This window comes from Proteus sp. NMG38-2, assembly GCF_020640995.1.
Lineage (GTDB): Bacteria > Pseudomonadota > Gammaproteobacteria > Enterobacterales > Enterobacteriaceae > Proteus.
Window position 1 is genome coordinate 2,520,233 of sequence record NZ_CP085481.1, and the last position, 23,004, is coordinate 2,543,236.

Consider the following 23,004-nt stretch of genomic DNA (forward strand, 5'->3'; position numbering starts at 1 on the left):
TCCATCTCTCTTATCTTTTTATCTGTTTTAATTGTGCATCTTGTTGTGCTAATAATTCACGCAAACGAGCCATATCCCCCTTTTGAGGAATACCTGTAAGATAAATGCGTCCTTGATTATCCATTGAGAGATCAAGCACTTTATCTTCTTCGGTCACACTTCTATCAAAAGCATTAAAACGTGTACTTCCCAGTGCAGTTAAACAATGGAGTTGCTGATTATCGCTACCTCGTAACATCAAACTTTGCGTGTTTTCTACTTGATATCGACCACTCATTAACGCATCAATTAAGCCTGACATTTTAGTGATTTGGGGTTCTATCTCATTCCAGTGATAACCACTATAAATAAAAATATCTCCCGAAAATTGCTGACGCAATGCGATTAATAGCGCATAAAGCGCCTCTGGTTGTTCAAAAGGTTCACCACCAGAAATCGTAATACCATTCGCAAATGCAAACCAAGGTTGAATTTGTTGGATAAGTGCCTCAACTGTGGTGCTTTCGGCTTTTCTTTCCCATGTATCTGGTGATAAACAGCCTTTACAACGTAAAGAGCATCCTTGAAACCAAATACCAATTCGTTTTCCTGGCCCCAATGTTGTGACTGGGAAATGGATTCGAGATAAGCTGATCTGCATTAATCTGCCTGCGGTACTAAAATAATATTGGTCATCTCAGCTATTTGAATATCCGCAATTTGATAGGCTTTTCCTACTGCTAAATCACTGTCAAAAATAGCTCTTGAAAGAGGATTAATTAAATAAACCTCTAATTGGTTACGAATACCACGACCACCATTTGATAGGTCAGATAAACAGTAGGTTTTTAACGTCGATTTAGCTGTTTCTGATATCGACAATATGAGTGATTGCTTATCAAGGCTCGATAAGATATTTGCTACCATTTGTTCAAATATTTGTTCTGCAACATCTTCTCGAATAAAATCAAAAACAATAATATTTTCACCAATACGGTTTAATAACTCAGGACGATTTAAAACCAATTTAAAATGACGTTCTATTTCACTTTTTACTTTACGGCTGACATTTTCAAACGGTTCATGAGGTAGAACATTTGCCACTCTCTCGCCATTATTATCAACGCGATAAATCCCAAGATTAGAGGTAAATATAATTAAGGCTTCAGAAAAATAAACGCGATCACCACGTCCTGACGTTAATACGCCATCATCTATAATCTGTAGGAATTTATCCATTAAATGAGGATGGGCTTTTTCTATCTCATCAAATAATACAACGCTAAAAGGCTTTTCACGAATAGCATTAGTTAATTCACCACCAGAGTTATAACCAACATAACCCGGAGGTGCGCCAATTAAACGTTGATCTGCATGTTCAGCACTAAATTCAGACATATCAAAGCGAATATAAGCACTTTCATCACCAAAAAGCAGTTGAGTGACTGTTTTTGCTAACTCAGTTTTACCCACACCTGTTGGCCCTGCTAAAAACAGTACGCCCCGTGGTCTTCCGCCTTTATTGTTACCTACTCCCGTCATTGCACGTTTAATAATATCGAGTAAGTGCGTGACGGCATGTTGTTGCCCCTTAACACGACGCTGTATAATTTGTGGTGCATTGCGAATTTTTTGTTTATCGATTTTCTGCCAAGGATCTTCAGTAATACCTACTTTGTAACGCCTTACCGCATCACTAATTCGCGTTATTTCCACTTCTTCAATACGCGCTAATTGCACTATTGCCACTAAATCTAGCAGTAGTAGCCCTTCTGTTTCATCAATAAAATCATTCAAAAGTGGCTCTTTTTCATTTTCAGCCAGTAATGAAAATCCCGCCAGTGATACCAATAAATTGGGTGCTAGCACTCTACGGATCTGGTTATCAGGCTTTGCAACAGGAATGGCTCGAATACGAGGATTATTAACGGTAAACCAATCTGGTAAATCAGTTTCTTTTTCTACGATCCAAAAAACCGTATTAAAGAAAGGCTGATTATGTTCACCTGCAGGTCTTGCTTTAGCTTGATGAGAAGTGACTAATGCTTGTGTAAACAAGCTATGTTCGGCAGGCATCAGATTATCACGATGAGAAAGTAAGCAAGAGGCAAAATCGATACATAACGCAATCGGCTGGCCTGTTATTGTTTGCCATTTTTCTAATACGCTATTTAAGCTATCAATATTACCCGATGCGCGATCGCCCGTAACGGTTAATCCTAGTTGTTGCATTAACATTGCGCCATCTTGCAAAGATTGGGTAGGATTAGCTATCCATTGAAATCCAGCTAACGGCGTATAAGTGATGATATGAACGTAACCCACTTCATACAAACTGTTATAAAGTGTCTGGTTAAAAGGCAGTGGCGTTATCATATTAGGCGCAACTTCACTGGCTTGTAAGTCACGTACATTACCAAATAACACAAACTGACTTTTCAATGGAATAAAGCGAAGTAAATCACGTAACCAACGTGGTTTTTGAAAGGCTGTATTCATATCATCCCTTATTGAAAATAAAATATATCTTACCTTAGTTCCTCAATATACAGGCTGTTTATATTGAGGACAGTGTTAATTATCTAAAGAGTATGATCATCAAATAGAAATAGAGCCATAAAGGCTCTATTTAAGATAAGTAATAGTGTAAGTAAAATTACCACCAGCGATGAAAATGGTGTACAGGGCCAAAACCTTGCCCAACTTCTAAACTGTCGGCATGTTCTAGCGCTTGCTGTAAATAGGCTTTTGCTTGTTCAACACAAATTTGCCAATTAGCGACTTGAGGACGAATAGCCGCTAAAGCGGCTGAAAGAGTACATCCTGTACCGTGGGTATTTTTTGTATTAACGCGTTTTGAAGTAAATCGCCACTCGCCATCTTGAGTAAATAACCAATCAGGGCTTTCATCTTCAGTTAAATGCCCCCCTTTCATCAACACCGCTTTGCATCCTTGTTTTAGTAATGCATAACCTTGTTGTTTCATCGTTATTTCATCTTTAGCAACCTCACAACCTAGCAGTGCTGCCGCTTCAGGTAAATTAGGCGTGATCAAATCAACTAAAGGCAACAGCTGATTAACCATTTTATTAACGGCATCAGGCTGTAATAGCGGATCACCGCTTTTTGCAATCATCACGGTATCAAGTACAACAAAAGGAATAGCATATTGCTGAAGTTTGTCACAAACCACATCAATAATCGTGGCATTAGAGAGCATACCAATTTTGGCACTATCAATTCGAACATCAGATAAGACAGCATCTAATTGAGCGGCAACAAAATCGGGGGATAAATCATAGACACGACGGACACCACAGGTATTTTGAGCAACAAGTGCTGTCATTACTGTCGTACCATAGACACCCAGTGCGGAAAATGTTTTCAGATCAGCCTGAATACCGGCACCACCACTAGGATCGGTGCCTGCGATAGACAATGCATTGAATCTCACTGATTAACTCCTCCTTTTACCAGTTACAGAAAAGTCGGGCTCTGTTAATCAGCAGAGTTACCTTGACTTCCCTACGCTGGCATTATCCAGATCAGGTTATACGGGTTCATCTCAGCCATAAGGCGCCCCGAGCCAAAGCCTGTAAATTCAGGCGATAAGGAGTATCGCATGCTCAAGATAAAGATGCTAGTTTGATAGCTAATCTCGATTTATTAACTCTCTATTTTTGAGGCTTGTTATTCAGTAATATAAATCAGCTCAGGTTGTATATAATAAATACTAAGCTGATGGCTTGTATTGTGGAAAACATAAATTTAAAGAATATATTTTAGTCATTCTCAAATAAGAAGAATAAAATAATTTATTTTACTCGTTTTAACGACGTTCGATATATTATCTGCTAGATGAGGTATTTATAATGCATTTCTGGACAATCACACCATGCGGAGGGGCTAAATGAAAAATGAACCATCGCAACAGAATAATGGACAATCAATGCCTTATCTTATTCCTGATGCAGACTTTAATGAAAAGTTGAAACTACCAGCTAAAAATATTGAACATACACTTCAGTTTATTACCCAAGGTGTAAAAGATATTGATTTAGAAGGTTTTGACACACCAATTGGATACCGTTTAGTTAAATCATTACATAAAGATCAATACAGACTTATCACCGCAGATAAAGAAAGTGAAACAGCCTACCTTGTTGAACTTAGATTTCGACAAGATATTGTTTATGGAAAAACAACGTGTACTCAAATAAAAGTTTGGCGATCCCGTATACCTAAACATCGTGATGCTATAAGAGAATTACCTCGTACTTTTTTCTGTAATCTTTTAAAAATTCATAATATTGTCGTTACTGATGAAGAGCAAACTTCTGATGGTAAAGGCTTTTGGATTGATATGATTTTATGGGCTTTTAGCAGAGGCCATTATATTTATGCCTCAGATGGAACGGAGGAAGATAGACCATTACACTTAATTAACAGTATTGAAGATTTTTACAATAACTGGGATGCTTTCTGCTGGGATAAAGATCGCGATACGCATACCCATCGGCTACTTATCATTAGCCAAGAAAAATTATCTCAATAATAAGTAATCTATCTCCTGATAACGCGTGAATAATGTTTATGCTTTAGGATAATCTGCACCAAAAAACTGATACCACACTAAATAAAACCCACACAACTTAAACGATTTATAAACCAACACAGAATTTTTCTTTTTTTTTATTTAACTCTTTTTATTCATTACTTTATCATCCTGTCAAAAATAAATACCTTTTTTATAAGTTAATGTTATTAAAATTAAATTTTTACTAATATTTAAATTAAGTCATAAAAATAGATATTTGGTCAATTTTTTATATTGGAAATAACTCATCTTAAATAAGATCTCTTTACCCTTATTTATCAACACCTTATTTTCAATCTAATAAAAAATTAATTTTAAATTAAAAACAATACGTTACCATTAAAAGATAACAATATTGAATGTCTTAAATAAACACATTCACAAATACAACAAACTTGTTTATTTTCTTTATAACCGATTCATATCCCTTAAGATTTTAGTTAAGAAGTAAAGTTTCAGATACCTCTTATCTTAAATACTTGTCGATTAAATAACACTATTAGTAACGTTTATTTGTCATCACCAGAATCATAGCAATGCCGTACTCGGAGTTATATTATGTTTTCAACCTATTTTCACCCTAGCGTTTTAGCAACCACGTTGTTTTCGCTTACGTTAACAACAACTGCTTTCGCTTCTGAAAATAATTCCCCTCCACATCAGATTATTACTACAGAAAAACAGCAAACTACCAATAATGTATCTCAATCTAATAACGAAGAGAGTTATTGGGGGAAATTTAAGCGTAATGTCAATCAAACTTGGGATAACGACCAATATAATTACTATTTACCAGTATGGACTTGGCATAACCGTTTTACTTACGATAGAGAAAAAACTAATCGCTATAACGAAACGCCTTGGGGCTTTGGCATGGGGAAATATCGTTATGACAGTGATGGCGATTGGCACTCTCTTTATGCAATGGCATTTATGGATTCAAATAACCGGGTGCAGCCCATTATGGGCTATGGTTTTGAGAAAATGTGGTATCCCGGCGATAAAGACGGGTTCCGTATGGGGGCAGGATTTACACTGAGCATTACTGCGCGCCATGAATATGACTATATTCCGATGCCTCTTCCTTTGCCGTTAGTGTCTGTCGGTTATGGGCATCTTTCACTACAAGCAACCTATGTACCAGGTACTTATAACAACGGTAACGTGTTATTTGCTTGGTTACGTTGGCAGTGATCTATAAAAATACCAAAAGATATACTTAATAATATTTTGATAATATCCTGAGTATATCTTTATTTTAATACTGGCAGTTATAACGCCAAGCATGAGTCAAAGCGGTACTAAATTCTAATTGACTTACTCTTTCTAATGCTGTTGTGAGTAGTTCTTCCCACTCTTTTTCAGAAAACTCATCAAATAAGCTATACATCATATCTATTTCATTTTGTTCACTTTCAATACTTCTTCTACGACTATTAAACAAAACTGAGTCATCATTTAAATTAAAGACACGAATTGATTCTTCTGCTTTAACTAAATCTTTATCTTTTAGGTTATCTTTAGCTCGAACCTTGCCTGTTGTTAAAAATAGAAAAAATCATTTGGATTATCTTCATCTGGCTTGATTAAGCTTTCAACATCATAGCTACCAGCACCATTATCTTTATATATTCCACACCTATTCTAACCACCTTTTTGGCTTGAATCACCGCAAGAACCGAAAAGATTACTCCATATAAAAGTAAGATTTGTATGAGAGTCACGTGTTCTAAAATGTTCAATATGCTTTCGCTTTAAAGAACATTCACAGTAAGCACAAAAACCTTTTTGCATTACATCAAGTAATGCCTAAACACTCTCTTTATTAATTGTTTAATTATCTGCATAATTTCACCTGTAAGAAAACGGGAGTACGGATGTACTCCCGAATTTTACTCTTTACTTTCGCAACCCTAAATGTGAGCAATAAATTAGTGTCTGGCTAATCACCCGACAAGACATAATATGTCCTACGCTAAAGAGTCTATTAAGATTTATCGCACTATATATATTTCCACAACACACCAACTTACCATCAACTCAGTTTTTAAATATCTTGGCTTGCTTGAGTACTATTAGGTGTTTTCTTCATACGGGAAATCTTAAATCCAACCCACAAGAATGCAATCCAGAATGGCATTAAAATCACCGAAATATTCACTTGTGGCATAAATAAGATAATCACTAAAATCATGCATAAGAAAGCAAGGCAGATATAATTACCATAAGGATACCAAAGCGCTTTAAAGAAAGGCTCTACACCCTCTTTGTTTTTTGCGGCTCTGAATTTTAAATTCGCCAAACAGATCATAATCCAGTTAAGCACTAACGTAGTAACAACCAATGCCATTAATAGCTCTAATGCCTGATCAGGTAATAAGTAGTTAACTAAAATACCCAATGAAGTCGCAATTGCGGACAAGAGTAGTGATACAACCGGCACACCGCGTTTATTAATGCGAGAAAGTGCATGTGGCGCATTACCTTGTTTTGCCAAACCATAGAGCATACGACTATTAGAATAAACACCGCTGTTATAAACAGATAATGCGGCTGTTAATACCACAGCGTTTAAAATATTTGCGATTAAGAAATTATCCAAATTATGGAAAATCAGGACAAATGGGCTTTCACCTTTTACTACTTGAGTCCAAGGATAAAGCGACAGTAGCACCAACAATGAGCCGATATAGAAAATTAAAATACGATAAACAACTTGGTTAGTCGCTTTCGGGATGCTGACTTTTGGATTTTCAGCTTCAGCCGCCGTGATCCCCACCAGCTCAAGCCCACCAAAAGAGAACATAACAATCGCCAATGCCGACATAAAGCCCGTAAAGCCATGAGGGAAGAAACCTAACTCCCATAAATTACTTACAGAAGCTTGAGGTCCACCATTACCGCTTGCCAGCAAGTAGCTCCCAAATAAAATCATCCCAACAATTGCTAATACTTTAATAATGGCAAACCAGAACTCGGTTTCACCATACATTTTAACGTTAATCAAATTGATTAAGTTGATTGCCACAAAGAAGATAGCAACGGAAACCCAGACAGGGATATCAGGCAACCAATAGTTAATGTATTTTCCTGCTGCAGTTAATTCTGCCATACCAACAAGAATAAACATCACCCAGTAATTCCAACCAGATAAGAAGCCGGCAAAAGGGCTCCAATATTTATTGGCAAAGTGACTAAACGAACCCGCAACTGGCTCTTCGGCAACCATTTCGCCCAACTGGCGCATGATCATAAACGCAATAAAACCACCAATAGCATATCCTAGTATTACTGATGGGCCAGTCATATTAATGGTTTGCGCTATACCAAGAAACAGACCAGCGCCGACAGCACCACCCAGCGCAATAAGCTGGATATGTCGATTTTTCAGACCGCGCTTAAGTTCTGTCTGTTGCGACTCTCTCGCCATACATCCTCTTCTCTTATTATTTTATCAACTTAACGTGTAAACTAATATTTACGATTTTGTTTATTTCAAGCCCCCATTAAAACACTAATCTGACTTGAATAACAAATACATTTTATGCTAGGCGAAAAATAATAAGAAAAGCGATTTTTTAGCTATGTTTGGAGGGGAATAATGTGGTAAACCGACAAAGACCTTGCTGAAAGTCTTCTCCGCGATCGCAAAAGTTATCTAAAGCCATAAGATAGAGACCTAAACTAATGGCTAATGCAATAATTAAACTAATAATTATTTTCTTTGCGTTCAATTTAAAATCCTTTAAATACATTTTGTTAGTATGATTAATAACATTATAAGCATTCGCTTAAATACGATAACAACACGGAGAGTTGTTGTTATAAAATTCGCAATCAATTATCTCTATGAGTGAATTTAGCATAACTTTCATAATGAAAGGTAAACGCTTCCTCGACAGAATTGAGATAATTTGCACTATTTTTCTCTAAACTGTCGGCAAAATGAACACTTTTTATTTTTATTACACATTTTGCCAATGATAAGAAATAGCTATCCATTAATATGGATTTCTCTGTCTGCCACTTTTTGTATAAGATTAGGGAGTTAATTTTGATTTTTACCTTAACTTCATTGATAAAATGGAACTGTAATGCCACAAGATAATCATCTCGCATTGGTTTGCGCGCTAAGTAAATGGATTGAGGAGCATTTAGGCCGTGTTATCCATCTTGAAGAGTTGGCGGCTTATTCTGGGTATTCTCTTTGGCACATGCAGAAAATCTTTAAAGAAGTCACAGGCACCTCTTTAGGAAAGTATATCCGTCAGCGTAGATTGGCTGGCGCTATTCATTTATTACGTACCAGTGAGCGCTCTATCTTTGATATCGCCCTCGATTTTGGCTTTGGTTCACAGTCTCACTTTACCTACATGTTCCGTAAAGAGTATGGCATTACGCCTTTCGACTTTCGGCAAAATCAAGAGATCGTATTAGAAACCAAACAACCCTTACATTTACAATCACCTTGTTGTGATTAACTCTTCTATTTATGTGACATTATACAGATAGCCCTTAATGTCACATAAATAATACTCAAGCTATGTGATGATAGACCGCTTCGCCCTTCCTTTATCATGATTGCTTTTATTTAATATGGGGATGCTAATGAGTATTAAGCTTATCGCTATTGATTTAGATGGAACCTTACTCAACAAACAACACGAAATCACGCCCGAAGTACACAATGCGGTTCAACGAGCAAAAGACGCTGGTGTTAAGATTGTGCTAGCTTCAGGACGCTCTTTTAATGGCATCTCCCCTTATTTAAAGATACTCGGTCTTGATACTTCTGATTGTTACTGTATTAGCAATAATGGAAGCCAAATTCATCAAGCAGATAATGGTGAAGTCATTATTCAGGATTTACTCAATTTTGAAGACTACCTCTATTTTGAAAATCTCGCTCGTGAGATAGGTGTTCATTTTCACGTCATTAGTGATAATAAAATTTACACTACTAATCGTCATATTAGCCATTTCACTTGCCAAGAAGCCTTCTTATCTTGGACACCTCTTTACTATCGCCCACTTAATGAAATGCAATCTGATATGTATTTTAGTAAATTTATGATTGTTGATGCGCCAGTTGTTTTAGATAACGCCATCCAATATTTACCTGCCAATATTTACGAACAATATAGCATATTACGTAGTGCCCCTTATTTTATTGAAGTACTAAATACTAATGTCAATAAAGGAAGTGCGGTTCAAAAAGTCGCTGAGCATTTAAAAATTACTCCAGAAAAAATTATGTGCATCGGTGATCAAGGTAATGATTTAGCAATGCTGAAATATGCTGCTTTAGGTGTTGCAATGGGAAACGCTCCTGATGAAGTGAAAAAAGTCGCCAAATTCGTCACACTTTCTAATGAAGAGCACGGTGTTGCAGTCGCTATCAATAAATTTATTTAAACACGATCTTTTTTGTGTTTTATCGTGAATGTCTACAAAATTATATAGCATTTGTGATCCTTAGCAGAGGATCACACTGCTTTTTGACCAAAAACATAGCCTTTTATTATTCTATAATTACTGTTAAATGAGCGTTAAATCTGCCTTTCTTCTTACATATCCTTCAGAATTTGTTACTATCAATTCACTTTTCGTTATTCAAACTGCATTTTTACAACATATTCAGCTATTAAATAGGCTAAGAGTAGAATAACAAATATAAATCATTAATATATTTTCTTCACAGACAGGTAGTTTTAGTTATGCTTTCTACAAAAGACATGCTCGTTCTTGGAATGATGGTTTTCGCACTCTTCCTCGGCGCTGGTAATATTATTTTCCCCCCAATGGCGGGTTTTCAATCAGGAAGCCTTTGGTTTAGCACATCCTTAGGTTTTCTTGTTACGGGTGTCTTACTTCCTTTTCTTACCTTAGTCATTGTTGCAATTCGAGGACGTGGTGAACGTCTCTCTGTTGATTTACCTTCATGGGTCGCTGTCATTTTCTGGGTTGCACTATATCTTATCGTAGGTTCTACTTTTGCGATGCCTCGTGTAACTAACACCGCTTATGAAATGGGCTTCCTGCCATTAGGTCTTATCGAGAAAAATACCGCAACACACCTAACTTTCGCGCTTGTTTTCAATATTACAAGTATGTTCTTCATGCTAAAACAAGGCACGATGATCAGCGCTATTGGTAAATTTATGACTCCAGCACTGTTAGTCTTGCTGGTTGTTGTTGGCATTGCCGTTGTGGCTAAACCTATTTCTCCTATTGGAGAGCCTACAGGTCTTTATGCTGTTAATGGTTTCTTCTCTGGCTTTATAGACGGTTACCAAACCATGGATGTCCTTTCTGCCATGGCATTCGGTGGTATCGTTGCGCGTGCGTTGTATACCAAAGGAATTACTGAACCACGCCAAATCGGTTTTATTACCGTAAAAGCAGGACTCATTTCCGTTTTACTGTTAGCTGCGCTTTATCTATGCCTGTTCTATTTAGGTGCCACTAGCCATTCTGTTTCTGTTTTTGCAGATCCTGCACTCAATGCCACAAATGGTGGTCAAATATTCTCTCGTTATGTTGATGCTTTATTTGGCTCTGTTGGTACTTGGCTAATGGGAGGGATTGTTTTATTAGCAAGTATGACCACTCTAGTGGGTGTAACAAGTGCTGCAGCTGACTATTTCGCAACATTCCACCACCGTTTAGGCTATCGCTTCTGGGTTGTTGTCTTTACATTAATGACCACAATTGTATCAACGTTTGGCCTTGATACTTTATTACGTGTGACCATTCCTGCGTTATTGATGATTTATCCAACATCAGTCACATTGGTATTACTGCAATTTATTCGTAACAAATTAAAATCACCGCGTTTTACCTATCGCTTTACTATTGCCATCATCGTATTAATGAGCCTTTTCGATACGTTGAAACAATTGAAATGGTTAAATGCTGATTTACTGCAATTATTTAGCTATATCCCGCTTTCTGATTATGGTCTAGGTTGGGTATTACCCGGTGCAATTGCATTCATAATTTCACTGTTTGTTAGCTTAAATCTTAAAGAAGAAAATCTTTCAGTAGAAAATACAGCAAAATAATTAGTATATAGCTCGTAATTTGTAGCGCTGATTGTAAGTTCACAAAAAAAAGCGTCTTCCAACTTCTATAGTGGAGACGCTTTTTGCTTTTTGATCCCTTGTGTTTTTACTGTCAATTCATCAAAGGAAACTTTAAGTTCGGTATTTCTCAATCAAAGCCCTTAAAATAGCTTCTGATTGAGCATCAGGGAGCCCATTGGCTTTCGCTGATCTAAAATGCATTTGGAAAGCCTTAACGACTTTTTGTGCATCATTATCTAATATGCCATCTGTTGGTGTTTGATAACCATATTGCTGTAATAGTTTTTGGAAGTTTGCAACATCAACTGGCTCAGAAGGATCTCTACCGGCTAAATAAGCTTGTACTAACTGTTTATCAGGCCAAGCACCTATTCCTTGATTTGCTAATCTTTCCCAAGGAAATAAAGGACCCGGATCAACTTTTCTTAAAGGCGCAATATCACTGTGGCCCAAAACGTTTTGAGGCTCGATATCATAGCGTTCAATAATATCTTTCATCACCATTGAAATAGTGACAATTTGATCTGCGGTATAAGAATACCAATATCTAAATTTTCCATTATCACGGTAGCCCAGATTAACAATCTCAATACCAATAGAACAATGATTTAAGCTTGTCGCATCTCCCCATTGACTAACACCTGCATGCCAAGCAATTTGTCTTTCATCTACTAATGAAATAACAACAGGTTTTCCATCAATAGTTGAGGGATGTGTTGGTATAAGATAATGGCTACTAACTCGCCCAGCAGTGAGAACCTTCAATGAACGCTCATCATCTAGCGCGGTATAATGCATGACTAAATATTTAACACAGTCGTTAGCATCCTGCTTATTAGGGATAACTTTAGCAATATAATCGCCTCGATCAATATACTCAGGTTGTTGAACGCAACTACTTAAGAGACTTACAGCAATAAGTAATCCAATGTAATACCGACTAGACTTCATTTCTGATCCTTGAGTTAATGTTCCCAAAGTTAAATTGTAATAAAAAAACCCATATTAAAAAATATAGGTTTCCCGTTTTAACTCTTTTTTTATATTCTTCAGTTATTGCTGACTTTTTCACATCTAACTAAAGGCTCATCAGGAATGATATTATTTTCCCAGATGCCATCTTCAATATCCGCTTGTAGCTCTGGATATTGGCGTATATCAAAAGTTGGCAATAAACCAGCTTGTCGTTGCTGGTTGTAATCTTTGACTAATTTTAATGCAACGCCTGAAAGTAATATAATGGCAATTAAATTTGTCATTGCCATTAATCCCATGGAGAGATCAGCCATTTTCCAAACAAGAGGCATATCTGCCAAAGCACCAAACATCACCATTGCTAATACAGCTGAGCGTAAAAGGAATAGCCCTGTTGTATGATTACGCCCAAGGAAAATCATATTACTTTCTGCATAAGCATAATTGGCAATAATCGAGGTAAAAGCAAAGAAGAAAATAGCAATAGCAATAAAGGTACTTCCCCAACCACCTACACTTGATGACAGCGCCAATTGCGTCAATTGAATGCCATTAATGCCTTCTGGATAACTATCGAGTACTCCTGATGACAAAATTATCACTGCTGTTGCACTACAGATAACCAACGTATCCATAAATACACCAAGCATTTGAATATAACCTTGAGAGGCAGGATGTGGCGGATAAGGTGTTGCAGAAGCGGCAGCATTAGGAGCCGATCCCATTCCGGCTTCGTTAGAGAATAAGCCCCGCTGAATACCTTGAGTCATTGCTTGGCTAATGCCGTAACCTATCGCACCGGCCGCAGCTTCTTGTAAACCAAAAGCGCTTTTAAAGATTAAAAGGAAAACATCAGGTAAACGTTCAATATGATCAGCAACAACCCAGAAGGCTAATAATAAATAAGCAGTTGCCATAATAGGAACAACTAGCTCTGCAACACGAGCAACCCAGCGTAGACCACCAAAAATAATAAATCCGCTAGTTATCACTAAAAAGATGCCAACATAAAATGGATCAAAATTAAAGGCTGATGCTGTTGCTTGCGCAATCGAATTGGCTTGAACCGCATTAAAAACTAAACCAAAAGCAATGATTAGGAAAATAGCGAAGAGAACGCCCATCCAGCGCATTTTTAATCCCTTCGTCATATAATAAGCAGGTCCCCCGCGATAATTACCCTCATCGTCTTTTGTCTTATAAAGCTGTGCTAGTGTGCTTTCAATTAAAGATGTTGCCATACCGATTAGAGCAACAACCCACATCCAAAAAATAGCACCAGGCCCGCCTGCCGTTAATGCAATGGCAACACCGGTTAAATTTCCGGTTCCTACACGCGCAGCTAAGCTTGTGCATAATGCCTGAAAGGAAGAGATCCCTGATTTATCTGACTTATGGCTATTTTTTAAAATAGAGAACATATGATTAAAATGTCGGATTTGTATAAACCCAGTACGGATAGTAAAATAAATACCGACTCCTAGAAGTAAGTAGATAAGGACATATCCCCATAAAATGCTATTTGCAAAGTTTATTAGCCCAGTCAAATTAATCCCCCTGTATAATAACGTATATAACTTATCCTTACATCGCTATTGAAATAAAAACGAATAAACACCGTGTAATTGAATCAATTAATGATCCAAGTATGTCTTTATGTAATATCAAAAATTGCTGTATAAAAAGCGAATTAAATGTAACACAAGATTGTGCGAAATGTATGTTTTTTGTTTATTTTTTTATATGTTAGTATTTGAATTTAATTATCTCATTAACTAAAACAAACAATATTACAAAATAAAAAATCAATATATATCATTAAGATAAATAAATATCTCTTAATCTTATTAACTCAAAAAAGAAAAGTTAATACTTTAATAATTAAGTTAATCAGTCATTTTAGAAAAAAAACATACAGCTCAAAAAAACATCAACAAATAACTTTCTTTATTATCTAAAATAAATTTAATAATGAAAAATAAAAACGATTCGTTAAAGTAATTTTTTTAATCTTGATTAATCATTATGATAATTAACATTTAAGAAATAAGCTTTTTATAATCATTAACAATAAAATCTTTGTATTACATAATCAATGAAGTGCTTTAATCTTAATAATATTTTATAGTAAGACAAAAAGTATTTTTTATAACTTTCCTTATAAAATTATATAAATATTTAAATTTTAATATATCTTTTTGTCTGTCATCTGTACGAATATCATTGATTGGTATCCGTTCTCTTTTTTATTCACTTACTATTCATTAATAGCGCTCCTTTTTTTTAAGTACTAATTAAAGAGTATTAAATATTTATTTTATATTAATAAAAAAATGAAGAATCACGTAAGTTTACCTATTAACCATTTAGTTAATTTTATTTATACTATGTTTTTCCCTGGTGTTGTATTATTTTTCGCCCTGTTTCCCCAACAGGGCATTTTTTTATATCAATATTTCAACACCTTACCTTAACCCTCTATCAAGTAATATAAAACAAACACATAGCACACACACACCCAATGAATTAACAATATTTATCTATTTTTAATGCAAATTTCTTTGTTTTGTTCATTGATCTAAATCAAATTAAACATTATATTTATTTACTCTTTACAAAGGTAAACTATTTTTTAGTCTATTTTAAAATAGATTTAATTATGTGTATAAATGCGATTTTTATCATTTTCATTATTTAAATTACCTATAAAGTAGTATAACAATTAGTGAATATTTATTTTTCATTGTTATATTTAATGATACTGATTAAAAAATCATCTAAATAATACGGATGCTTTTTATCATTATATAATGACTAATATCTTTATTTACTTGCATTAATAAGCATGCTCTTTTACTTTATTCGTATTGTTATAGGGAGGAGAACGATGGGTTATAACCTTTCAGAATTAACACAAGAAGAAAAAGACAAAATAAATGTAAGCTTAGCCGCTTCAGGTGTTGCCTTTAAAGAGCGATATAATATGCCTGTTGTTGCTGACGCAGTTTTACGAGAACAGCCTCAAGCGCTTCACGCTTATTTTCAAGAAAGGCTAATGTTTTATCGAGCGAGAAGCCAACACTATTCTCGTTTACCTTATGAGCCTCAAGCGAAAAAATAATAGCACTTTCTTGATAAAATTTAATGACAAAAAAAGAGATAAACTTAAGTTTATCTCTTTTTTTCAATCTGTTAACAATGGAAACTATCACTTATTCATTATTTAGGTGAAACATAAGTGATGGTATTTTCGTCGCAATTAACTTGAACATTGTAACGAAGATCTGTTCTCGCTCCGCGAACATTCAACACCATCTGATAGTTATTATCCATCTTGATAACTTCGTTAGCATTGATACTTGCTACAGGTTTCGGACCCAACGCCTTTTTATCTTCTTGCCAACGGGGGAGACGATTCTGTAGATAATCATTCTTCACTCTAGTAACAAGTTGGTTGTTGTCTAAATTAACGCAACTCGCAAAAGGTGCAGAGCGTACAATATCTTTATTAACATTATCGACACTTTCTGCAGATGCCCCAAAAGAAACAGCAAGTAAAAGAGCTACACCAAGTATCCCTGTTTGACCTGCTAACTTGCTTAATTTCATATAACCTCCCGAAAATATCCCTTAAAACAGGATGTGTTTCCATTAAGCATAGCATAGGGTTAACAACATATTTGTGACATTTGTTAAAAAAATGTTTTATTCATTCTCATCATCAAATATGATAGAAACCGATTCACGCGTTGTGTGCTTTTCTCTTAATTCTTGAGCAACCAACTGAATAGCCTCTCCACTACTCATTCCCTCAGCCATAAGAGATTGAATTTTTTCTACTGCTTTTTGTTGTTCTTCGTGTGTTAATGTAGGCATTCCTAGAAACATAATGTTACTCTTATCTTTATCAACTTCTATTTTGTATTTACATGAATATAATCTTTTTGATTACAATTCATTGTGCGAATGATACAACATACTTTGTTTACATGGTCATAAGATGGATATGCAATTACAACAACGTGAGCTCATTTATACCCCAGATCTAGCACTACGGGTATTCTCTCCCATCGCTTCATTGCCTTGGTCTAGTTTACTTCATTCTGGCTTTGCCGAACATCCTCATAACCGTTTTGATATTATTGTCTCTGATCCTCTTGTAACTTTAGAAACACGCAAACAAACCACAACAATTAAAGAAAAAAATGGTGCGATCAGACGCTCTAAAAAAGATCCTTTTACACTGATCCAACAAGAACTAGAACAGTTTAGTTTTCATCCAGAATACAATGATTCATTGCCGTTCTTAGGTGGGGCTTTAGGTATTTGGAGTTATGACTTAGGCCGTCGTATTGAAAAACTACCTGAAAACGCTAAAAATGAACTCAATTTTGCAGATATGGCTATTGGAATTTATGATTGGGCATTAATTGTCGATCATGAATTAAAAAAAGCCACTTTAATTAGCTATGATAATATTGATGAGCGATTGCAGTGGCTAGAAAACCAAACGCCCACATTGATTGATACTCCATTTACCTTAACCACAGACTGGCAATCGAACATTAGCAATGCTGAATACAACGAAAAAATTGCTAAAATTCATCAATACTTACTTTCTGGTGATTGTTATCAAGTTAATTTAGCTCAACGTTTTTGTGCAAATTATACTGGTAGTGAATGGGCTGCATTTTTAACATTGAATCAAGCAAATAAAGCACCTTTTTCATCTTTTATGTGTTTGCCCAATAATTTTGTATTAAGTGTTTCACCAGAGCGTTTTATTCATTTAGCTGATAATAAAATAGAAACACGCCCGATAAAAGGAACACTGCCACGCAAAGTGACCCCCGAAGAAGATGATGAACAAGCGTTACTGCTCCAAAGCTCACGTAAAGATCGCGCAGAAAATTTAATGATTGTTGATCTTATGCGTAATGATATTGGAAAAGTTGCCGTTACCGGTTCCGTTAAAGTACCAGAACTGTTTGTTGTTGAACGTTTTCCAGCAGTACACCATTTAGTCAGTACTATTACAGCACAACTTCCCTCACATCTAACAGCAACAGATTTATTAAGAGCTGCGTTTCCCGGCGGTTCAATCACTGGCGCACCTAAGATCCGAGCAATGGAAATCATTGAAGAATTAGAGCCACATCGCCGTCATGGATATTGTGGTGCCATCGGCTATATTAGTTTTTGTGGCACAATGGATACCAATATCAGCATCCGTACTTTATTGACAGAAAAAAATAAGATTTACTGTTGGGCGGGCGGCGGTATTGTTGCTGATAGTGTTGCTGAAAAAGAGTACCAAGAAACATTCGATAAACTTGGGCAAATATTAACTGTTTTAAGTGAGTCTACTATCGATGACACCCATTGATACTTTTATCAATCGTTTTCAACTCACATTACCTGATGATAGGGTAAATCAGCCACTCCATGCTCAAAAAACGGCAGCAGTATTGCTGCCGATTATCAATAAACCTAATCCAACCATATTATTAACGGAACGCGCATCAACATTACGCTCGCATGCAGGTCAAGTCGCTTTACCTGGTGGCAAACGAGATCCTGAAGATAATAATCTTATTGAAACCGCGCTCAGAGAAGCTCACGAAGAAGTCGCTATTCCACCCAATGCCGTTTCGGTGATTGGGCAATTACCACCATTGCAAAGTTCAAGTGGATATTTAGTTACTCCCATTGTGGGCGTGATCCCAGCAGGTTTATCTTTACGCCAAAACCCAGCTGAAGTCGCCTCTATCTTTGAAATGCCATTAAGTCATGTACTCAATGCACAACACTATCAACCACTCGATTTTCGCCGTTCAGGTGAAAATCATCGGATCTATTTTTACCCTTATGATGGACATCTTGTCTGGGGATTAACGGCGGCTATTTTACATAAACTTGCTTTACATATCACTTAAAGCGTTATTTTCTGTCCAGCTTGTGCTTTTTATCATCGCCTTCACAACTCTACTTAGCTATTTTAAAAAAATGTTGTAAACTACATCATTAACGGGACGATATAATCGTAAAAACGATCCCTTTACTATAAATAACTATATTTTATTCTTTTTTAACCCTCTCTCTTATTATTAAGGAGTCTGACGTGATTAGCGTTTTTGACATGTTTAAAGTGGGCATCGGACCCTCTAGCTCTCATACTGTAGGGCCAATGAAAGCGGGTAAAGAATTTGTCGATGATTTAGTCAACCAGGAATTGATTGCGTCTGTCACCCGTGTAGCTGTTGATGTTTACGGCTCCTTGTCTTTAACAGGCAAAGGTCACCACACTGATATTGCAATTATTATGGGCTTAGCTGGTAACGCACCTGCTACTGTCGATATTGACAGCATTCCCAGCTTTATTCGTAACGTTGAAGAAACTGGCAAACTATCATTAGCAAATGGCTTAAAAATTGTCGACTTCCCAGCAGAAAGTATGCATTTCAGTAATGACAACCTCTCATTGCATGAAAATGGTATGACTATTCATGCTTTTGCTGGCGACAAAGAAGTATATAGAAAAACTTACTACTCTATTGGTGGTGGTTTTATTGTTGATGAAGAAAACTTTGGTAAATCAACACTTAATAGTAAACCTGTTTCATACCCTTATGCTAGCGCCGAAGAGTTATTAAAGCACTGCAAAGAAACTGGTTTATCCATTTCTAGCTTAATGATGAAAAACGAGCTAGATCTGCACACTCAAGCTGAAATCAATGCCTATTTCGCTGATGTTTATAAAACAATGCAAGAATGTATTGAACATGGTTTAAATACAGAAGGCGTATTGCCAGGTCCATTACGTGTACCTCGCCGTGCGGCTGCATTAAATCGTTTATTAACATCAAGCAACAGCTTGTCAAACGATCCAATGAAAGTTGTTGATCTCATCAACATGTTTGCACTGGCTGTTAATGAAGAAAATGCAGCTGGTGGACGTGTTGTAACTGCACCAACTAATGGCGCATGTGGTATCGTGCCAGCAGTATTGGCTTACTACGATCGTTGTATCGAACCTGTGACACAAGAAATCTACTTACGCTATTTCTTAGCATCAGGTGCAATTGGTATTCTTTACAAAATGAATGCTTCTATTTCAGGTGCTGAAGTAGGTTGCCAAGGCGAAGTTGGTGTAGCTTGTTCAATGGCAGCAGCAGGTCTTGCTGAATTATTAGGTGGAAGTCCAGAGCAAGTCTGTATTGCCGCTGAAATCGGTATGGAACATAACCTCGGCTTAACATGCGACCCTGTTGCAGGACAAGTACAAGTTCCATGCATCGAGCGTAATGCCATTGCTTCGGTTAAAGCAGTTAATGCGGCACGTATGGCCATTCGTCGTACCAGCGAACCTCGAGTTTCTCTCGATAAAGTTATTGAAACCATGTATGAAACAGGTAAAGACATGAATGCTAAATATCGCGAAACATCACGCGGTGGTTTAGCAATAAAAGTACAATGTGACTAATTAACCTTGTTTTAGTTAAAAGCCATTCATTTTGAATGGCTTTTTTTATTACTAGAAATTTTATTTTTAATGATCACTTAACCTATAGATAATTAAAGAAAAACATAAGATTAATAATTAAATAAAAAATATTTTTTAAAAAAATCCACTTTTTATTTTTCTATATTTATAAAATATAGAACGTAAGATTAAATATAGACGCATTAAATATAGGCTTATTTAATATCCATTTAATATTTAAAAAAATTAAACTTATTATTTTTAGGTGTATTCCTCTTAATTTAAAAAATTAATTTTTCATTATAAATATAATTACAATCCATTGTTTATTATATGGTTAATATTTTATCACATTGAAAGTTATCATTTTTTTAACATTTTAAAAACGTTCCTTATATATTTAAAATCGCCCAAGTTAATAATGATAATTATTATCAATATCATCTTTGAAATATAATAAATAATATGTTGCCTTTCAGAAATAATATGTTATCTTCTGCATCAAGTCATTGGGGAGTAGCCTGTCTTAAAATAAAACTTAATTATTTTAAGAAGTCTGTATCAACATACTCGCTTATTTTTATTTAGCGTGGTGCAGATGCCGTAATACGGTTGGCAAGACCATAGACACATAATTGTACTTCTTTGGTTGGGGGTCAATTGTGTGTATATGGAAATACCCCAACCGAGGCTTTATTATGAGTTTCTACGCTACTATCATCCTTGCCCTTGCCCTTTCTATGGACGCATTTGCTGTTGCAGTCTGTAAAGGTGCCACATTACATAAACCTCGTTTTCGTGAAGCACTCCGCACTGGATTTATATTTGGTATTATTGAAGCCAGCACCCCCGTTATTGGTTGGGCATTAGGTTTATATACTAGCCAATATATTATTCAATGGGATCACTGGGTTGCTTTTGGATTACTATTTGTTCTTGGTAGTCGTATGATTTACCAAAGCGTAAAACGTGGTGATGAATGTCCTTGCGAAGAAGCCGCGCCACAACGCCATGGATCGCTCTCTTTAATAGCAACCGGTATTGCCACCAGCCTTGATGCAATGGCAATTGGTGTTGGTTTAGCATTCCTTCAAGTCAATATTGTTCATACTGCGATGACCATTGGCATGATGACGATGATCATGGCGACACTAGGTATGTTAATTGGGCGCTATATTGGCCCAGTGCTTGGGAAAAAAGCAGAAATTATTGGTGGGATCGTATTAATTGCTATCGGCTTTAATATTGTATTCGAACATCTTGAATTATTTATGTACGCAAAATAATCACCAATTTAACAGAACACAATAAAAAGCTTAGGTTTGAATATCATGCCTAAGCTTTTTTATTTACATTATAAATTGTTTATTGCTTTCGTTATTAAACATGACGTTGATAAACTCGAATTAAAAAATCCGTTTCACATACAAAACATTCACTTTCAGCTAATGACTGTTTCACTTCTTCACTTGCTCGCCATGCAAACGGCGTCATTTGTAATAAATCAAATGCCTGCTTACCGTTTAAATTCATCATATAAGCAACTTGATGCTCAGCCACTTTATTGAAACCATCAAATTGTTCTTCTTTTAATGGATGAAGATGTACTTCTGAATAAATCAGTGCTTTTAGCTGGTATAGGTGACGAGGCGCAGGAGTGACCGTAATAATATATCCATTATTTACAATGACTCTTGCTAATTCACCACTATTGCAAGGAGCATAAATACGAATAACAGCATTTAAAGAGGCATCACAAAAAGGTAAACGCTGACTTGAAGCCACACAAAAATGGATAGATGAATAACGTTTAGCTGCATATTTAATCGCAACTTTAGAAACATCTAAGCCATACACTTGAGGATTATGTAATTTTAGATTTTGATAAAACTGGTGGGTGTAATAGCCTTCACCGCAACCAATATCCAATACAACGCTATTATCCATAGGCAACAATGCTTGTAGTAAATCAGCTACTTTATCTCTCATTGGCTGATAAAAACCTGCATCTAAAAACTCACGGCGAGCATTTATCATTTCAGCGCTATCACCCGGCTCTTTTGAGCGTTTAAATTGCACTGGCAGCAAATTTACATACCCTTCTTTCGCGCAATCAAACTGATGATTATTTTCACATACCCAACTGTGAGCCCGAAGAGAAAGTGCCTGATTACATAATGGACATTGATAGGACATAGTAATATTTTTGTATAACCCCTAATAAAATTGAGAGAGATAATAACATACCTCTCTCAATCTTGCGGAAACCTTATTTTTATTTTTGAGACTGTTTTTATGCTCAGTGACTAAGTAAACATAATTTATCGATTTTTAAGTCCGTTTTAACTTTTCAGTATTAGCAATAAATAATGCGATAACTAGCAGTAAAATTGCGCCTGATTGGATTAAAGTATCCACAGAATCTTTGTGTTCAACAATAATCAAACGCACAATTGCAGTAATACCGATATAGATAAAATATCTAAGCGGGAAATGCCCACCAGATAAAAAATATTTAACAATAAGTGCAATAAACTCAAAATAAAGAAAATAGATCAAAATACCTTCTAGTAATTGATAAGATGACTCTTGTGCACCTAAATTAAATAATAATGAAGCAATTACATAAGTTTCTTTGATAAGAAAACTAACTAATACAATTGCTAAAATAAGCAATCCAATATTAAGCACCCACTGTAATATAGTGGCAATACATTTAAGTAAGTCTTCGCTTGATTTTCTCATATAAACTATAACCTAGTGAGATCATTCCATGGATGTGTAAAAAGAACAAAAATAGCTATTAGGCAATTGGCTAAATTTTAAAGGATTTACTCGTTCATAACACCATTTTTTTATCTTTTAGAGCTTAAAAACCCAAAATA

At 35.8% G+C, this 23,004-nt stretch carries 23 protein-coding genes and 2 riboswitches; of the genes, 10 read left to right on the plus strand and 13 right to left on the minus strand.

Going from position 1 to position 23,004, the window contains the following annotated elements; all coding sequences use genetic code 11:
* Positions 1-10: 10 nt before the first annotated feature.
* From LG402_RS11945 to thiD, 3 genes are all read right to left on the minus strand, one after another.
* A complete protein-coding gene (locus tag LG402_RS11945; protein WP_227335524.1) occupies positions 11-640 on the minus strand; it encodes a 4Fe-4S single cluster domain-containing protein in 630 nt (209 codons plus the stop codon).
* Positions 640-2,478 (minus strand): AAA family ATPase, encoded by a 1,839-nt coding sequence (locus LG402_RS11950; RefSeq protein ID WP_227335526.1) that lies wholly within the window; start codon positions 2,476-2,478, stop codon positions 640-642. Before LG402_RS11950 ends, LG402_RS11945 begins: the two co-directional genes overlap by 1 nt.
* A gap of 157 nt (positions 2,479-2,635) precedes the next feature.
* A complete protein-coding gene (gene thiD / locus LG402_RS11955; RefSeq protein WP_227335528.1) occupies positions 2,636-3,433 on the minus strand; it encodes a bifunctional hydroxymethylpyrimidine kinase/phosphomethylpyrimidine kinase in 798 nt (265 codons plus the stop codon).
* 51 nt (positions 3,434-3,484) lie between these two features.
* A riboswitch (TPP riboswitch) is annotated at positions 3,485-3,573 on the minus strand.
* A gap of 316 nt (positions 3,574-3,889) precedes the next feature.
* On the opposite strand from thiD, the gene LG402_RS11960 reads away from it, so the two are divergent.
* A complete protein-coding gene (locus LG402_RS11960) occupies positions 3,890-4,534 on the plus strand; it encodes a hypothetical protein (RefSeq protein ID WP_227335530.1) in 645 nt (214 codons plus the stop codon).
* A 600-nt stretch (positions 4,535-5,134) separates the two neighbouring features.
* Positions 5,135-5,770, plus strand: coding sequence for a lipid IV(A) palmitoyltransferase PagP (pagP, locus tag LG402_RS11965; protein WP_166540578.1), 636 nt, complete (start codon positions 5,135-5,137; stop codon positions 5,768-5,770).
* A 64-nt stretch (positions 5,771-5,834) separates the two neighbouring features.
* On the opposite strand, the gene LG402_RS11970 is transcribed toward pagP, so the two are convergent.
* The 4 genes from LG402_RS11970 to mgrB form a co-directional block, all read right to left on the minus strand.
* Positions 5,835-6,020 (minus strand): hypothetical protein, encoded by a 186-nt coding sequence (locus LG402_RS11970; protein ID WP_227335533.1) that lies wholly within the window; start codon positions 6,018-6,020, stop codon positions 5,835-5,837.
* Between the two features lie 200 nt (positions 6,021-6,220).
* Complete coding sequence (locus LG402_RS22355; RefSeq protein WP_227335535.1) at positions 6,221-6,370, minus strand: retron system putative HNH endonuclease; 150 nt, start codon at positions 6,368-6,370, stop codon at positions 6,221-6,223.
* Positions 6,371-6,623: 253 nt separating this feature from the next.
* Positions 6,624-8,006: an amino acid permease gene (locus tag LG402_RS11980; RefSeq protein ID WP_088495270.1), complete on the minus strand. Its 1,383-nt coding sequence runs from the start codon at positions 8,004-8,006 to the stop codon at positions 6,624-6,626.
* A 148-nt stretch (positions 8,007-8,154) separates the two neighbouring features.
* Positions 8,155-8,331, minus strand: coding sequence for a PhoP/PhoQ regulator MgrB (mgrB, locus tag LG402_RS22270; protein ID WP_227335537.1), 177 nt, complete (start codon positions 8,329-8,331; stop codon positions 8,155-8,157).
* Between the two features lie 339 nt (positions 8,332-8,670).
* On the opposite strand from mgrB, the gene LG402_RS11990 reads away from it, so the two are divergent.
* From LG402_RS11990 to brnQ, 3 genes are all read left to right on the plus strand, one after another.
* On the plus strand, positions 8,671-9,057 hold the full coding sequence (locus tag LG402_RS11990) for a helix-turn-helix domain-containing protein (protein ID WP_006533085.1): 387 nt from the start codon (positions 8,671-8,673) through the stop codon (positions 9,055-9,057).
* Between the two features lie 127 nt (positions 9,058-9,184).
* Complete coding sequence (yidA, locus tag LG402_RS11995) at positions 9,185-9,991, plus strand: sugar-phosphatase (RefSeq protein WP_227335550.1); 807 nt, start codon at positions 9,185-9,187, stop codon at positions 9,989-9,991.
* Positions 9,992-10,293: 302 nt separating this feature from the next.
* Complete coding sequence (gene brnQ / locus LG402_RS12000) at positions 10,294-11,640, plus strand: branched-chain amino acid transport system II carrier protein (RefSeq protein ID WP_109407747.1); 1,347 nt, start codon at positions 10,294-10,296, stop codon at positions 11,638-11,640.
* A 132-nt stretch (positions 11,641-11,772) separates the two neighbouring features.
* Here the strand turns inward: brnQ and LG402_RS12005 are convergent, their stop codons facing one another.
* Together LG402_RS12005 and LG402_RS12010 are read right to left on the minus strand one after the other, a co-directional pair.
* Positions 11,773-12,612 carry an N-acetylmuramoyl-L-alanine amidase gene (locus tag LG402_RS12005; protein ID WP_166540583.1) on the minus strand — a complete coding sequence of 280 codons (840 nt, stop codon included), beginning with the start codon at positions 12,610-12,612 and terminating at the stop codon, positions 11,773-11,775.
* 98 nt (positions 12,613-12,710) lie between these two features.
* A complete protein-coding gene (locus LG402_RS12010; protein ID WP_227335552.1) occupies positions 12,711-14,183 on the minus strand; it encodes an alanine/glycine:cation symporter family protein in 1,473 nt (490 codons plus the stop codon).
* Positions 14,184-15,523: 1,340 nt separating this feature from the next.
* Between LG402_RS12010 and LG402_RS12015 the strand changes: the two genes are divergently transcribed.
* Positions 15,524-15,757: a DNA polymerase III subunit theta gene (locus tag LG402_RS12015; protein WP_109407750.1), complete on the plus strand. Its 234-nt coding sequence runs from the start codon at positions 15,524-15,526 to the stop codon at positions 15,755-15,757.
* Between the two features lie 98 nt (positions 15,758-15,855).
* On the opposite strand, the gene yebF is transcribed toward LG402_RS12015, so the two are convergent.
* Positions 15,856-16,245: a protein YebF gene (gene yebF, locus LG402_RS12020; protein WP_166540584.1), complete on the minus strand. Its 390-nt coding sequence runs from the start codon at positions 16,243-16,245 to the stop codon at positions 15,856-15,858.
* A 96-nt stretch (positions 16,246-16,341) separates the two neighbouring features.
* Positions 16,342-16,524: a YoaH family protein gene (locus LG402_RS12025; protein ID WP_072068479.1), complete on the minus strand. Its 183-nt coding sequence runs from the start codon at positions 16,522-16,524 to the stop codon at positions 16,342-16,344.
* 112 nt (positions 16,525-16,636) lie between these two features.
* On the opposite strand from LG402_RS12025, the gene pabB reads away from it, so the two are divergent.
* The 4 genes from pabB to mntP all read left to right on the plus strand — a co-directional run bounded on the left by pabB (position 16,637) and on the right by mntP (position 21,405).
* Positions 16,637-18,022 carry an aminodeoxychorismate synthase component 1 gene (gene pabB / locus LG402_RS12030; protein ID WP_210813937.1) on the plus strand — a complete coding sequence of 462 codons (1,386 nt, stop codon included), beginning with the start codon at positions 16,637-16,639 and terminating at the stop codon, positions 18,020-18,022.
* Positions 18,009-18,572 (plus strand): CoA pyrophosphatase, encoded by a 564-nt coding sequence (locus LG402_RS12035; RefSeq protein ID WP_166540586.1) that lies wholly within the window; start codon positions 18,009-18,011, stop codon positions 18,570-18,572. Before pabB ends, LG402_RS12035 begins: the two co-directional genes overlap by 14 nt.
* 185 nt (positions 18,573-18,757) lie before the next feature.
* A complete protein-coding gene (locus tag LG402_RS12040) occupies positions 18,758-20,119 on the plus strand; it encodes an L-serine ammonia-lyase (RefSeq protein ID WP_166540587.1) in 1,362 nt (453 codons plus the stop codon).
* Positions 20,120-20,618: 499 nt separating this feature from the next.
* A riboswitch (yybP-ykoY riboswitch) is annotated at positions 20,619-20,732 on the plus strand.
* An 85-nt stretch (positions 20,733-20,817) separates the two neighbouring features.
* Entirely contained in the window at positions 20,818-21,405 is a 588-nt protein-coding gene (gene mntP, locus LG402_RS12045) for a manganese efflux pump MntP (RefSeq protein ID WP_109407755.1), read from the plus strand.
* Positions 21,406-21,499: 94 nt separating this feature from the next.
* Here the strand turns inward: mntP and rlmA are convergent, their stop codons facing one another.
* Together rlmA and psiE are read right to left on the minus strand one after the other, a co-directional pair.
* Positions 21,500-22,315 carry a 23S rRNA (guanine(745)-N(1))-methyltransferase gene (gene rlmA, locus LG402_RS12050; RefSeq protein ID WP_166540588.1) on the minus strand — a complete coding sequence of 272 codons (816 nt, stop codon included), beginning with the start codon at positions 22,313-22,315 and terminating at the stop codon, positions 21,500-21,502.
* Between the two features lie 135 nt (positions 22,316-22,450).
* Positions 22,451-22,864 carry a phosphate-starvation-inducible protein PsiE gene (gene psiE, locus LG402_RS12055; RefSeq protein ID WP_072068485.1) on the minus strand — a complete coding sequence of 138 codons (414 nt, stop codon included), beginning with the start codon at positions 22,862-22,864 and terminating at the stop codon, positions 22,451-22,453.
* Positions 22,865-23,004 lie beyond the last annotated feature (140 nt).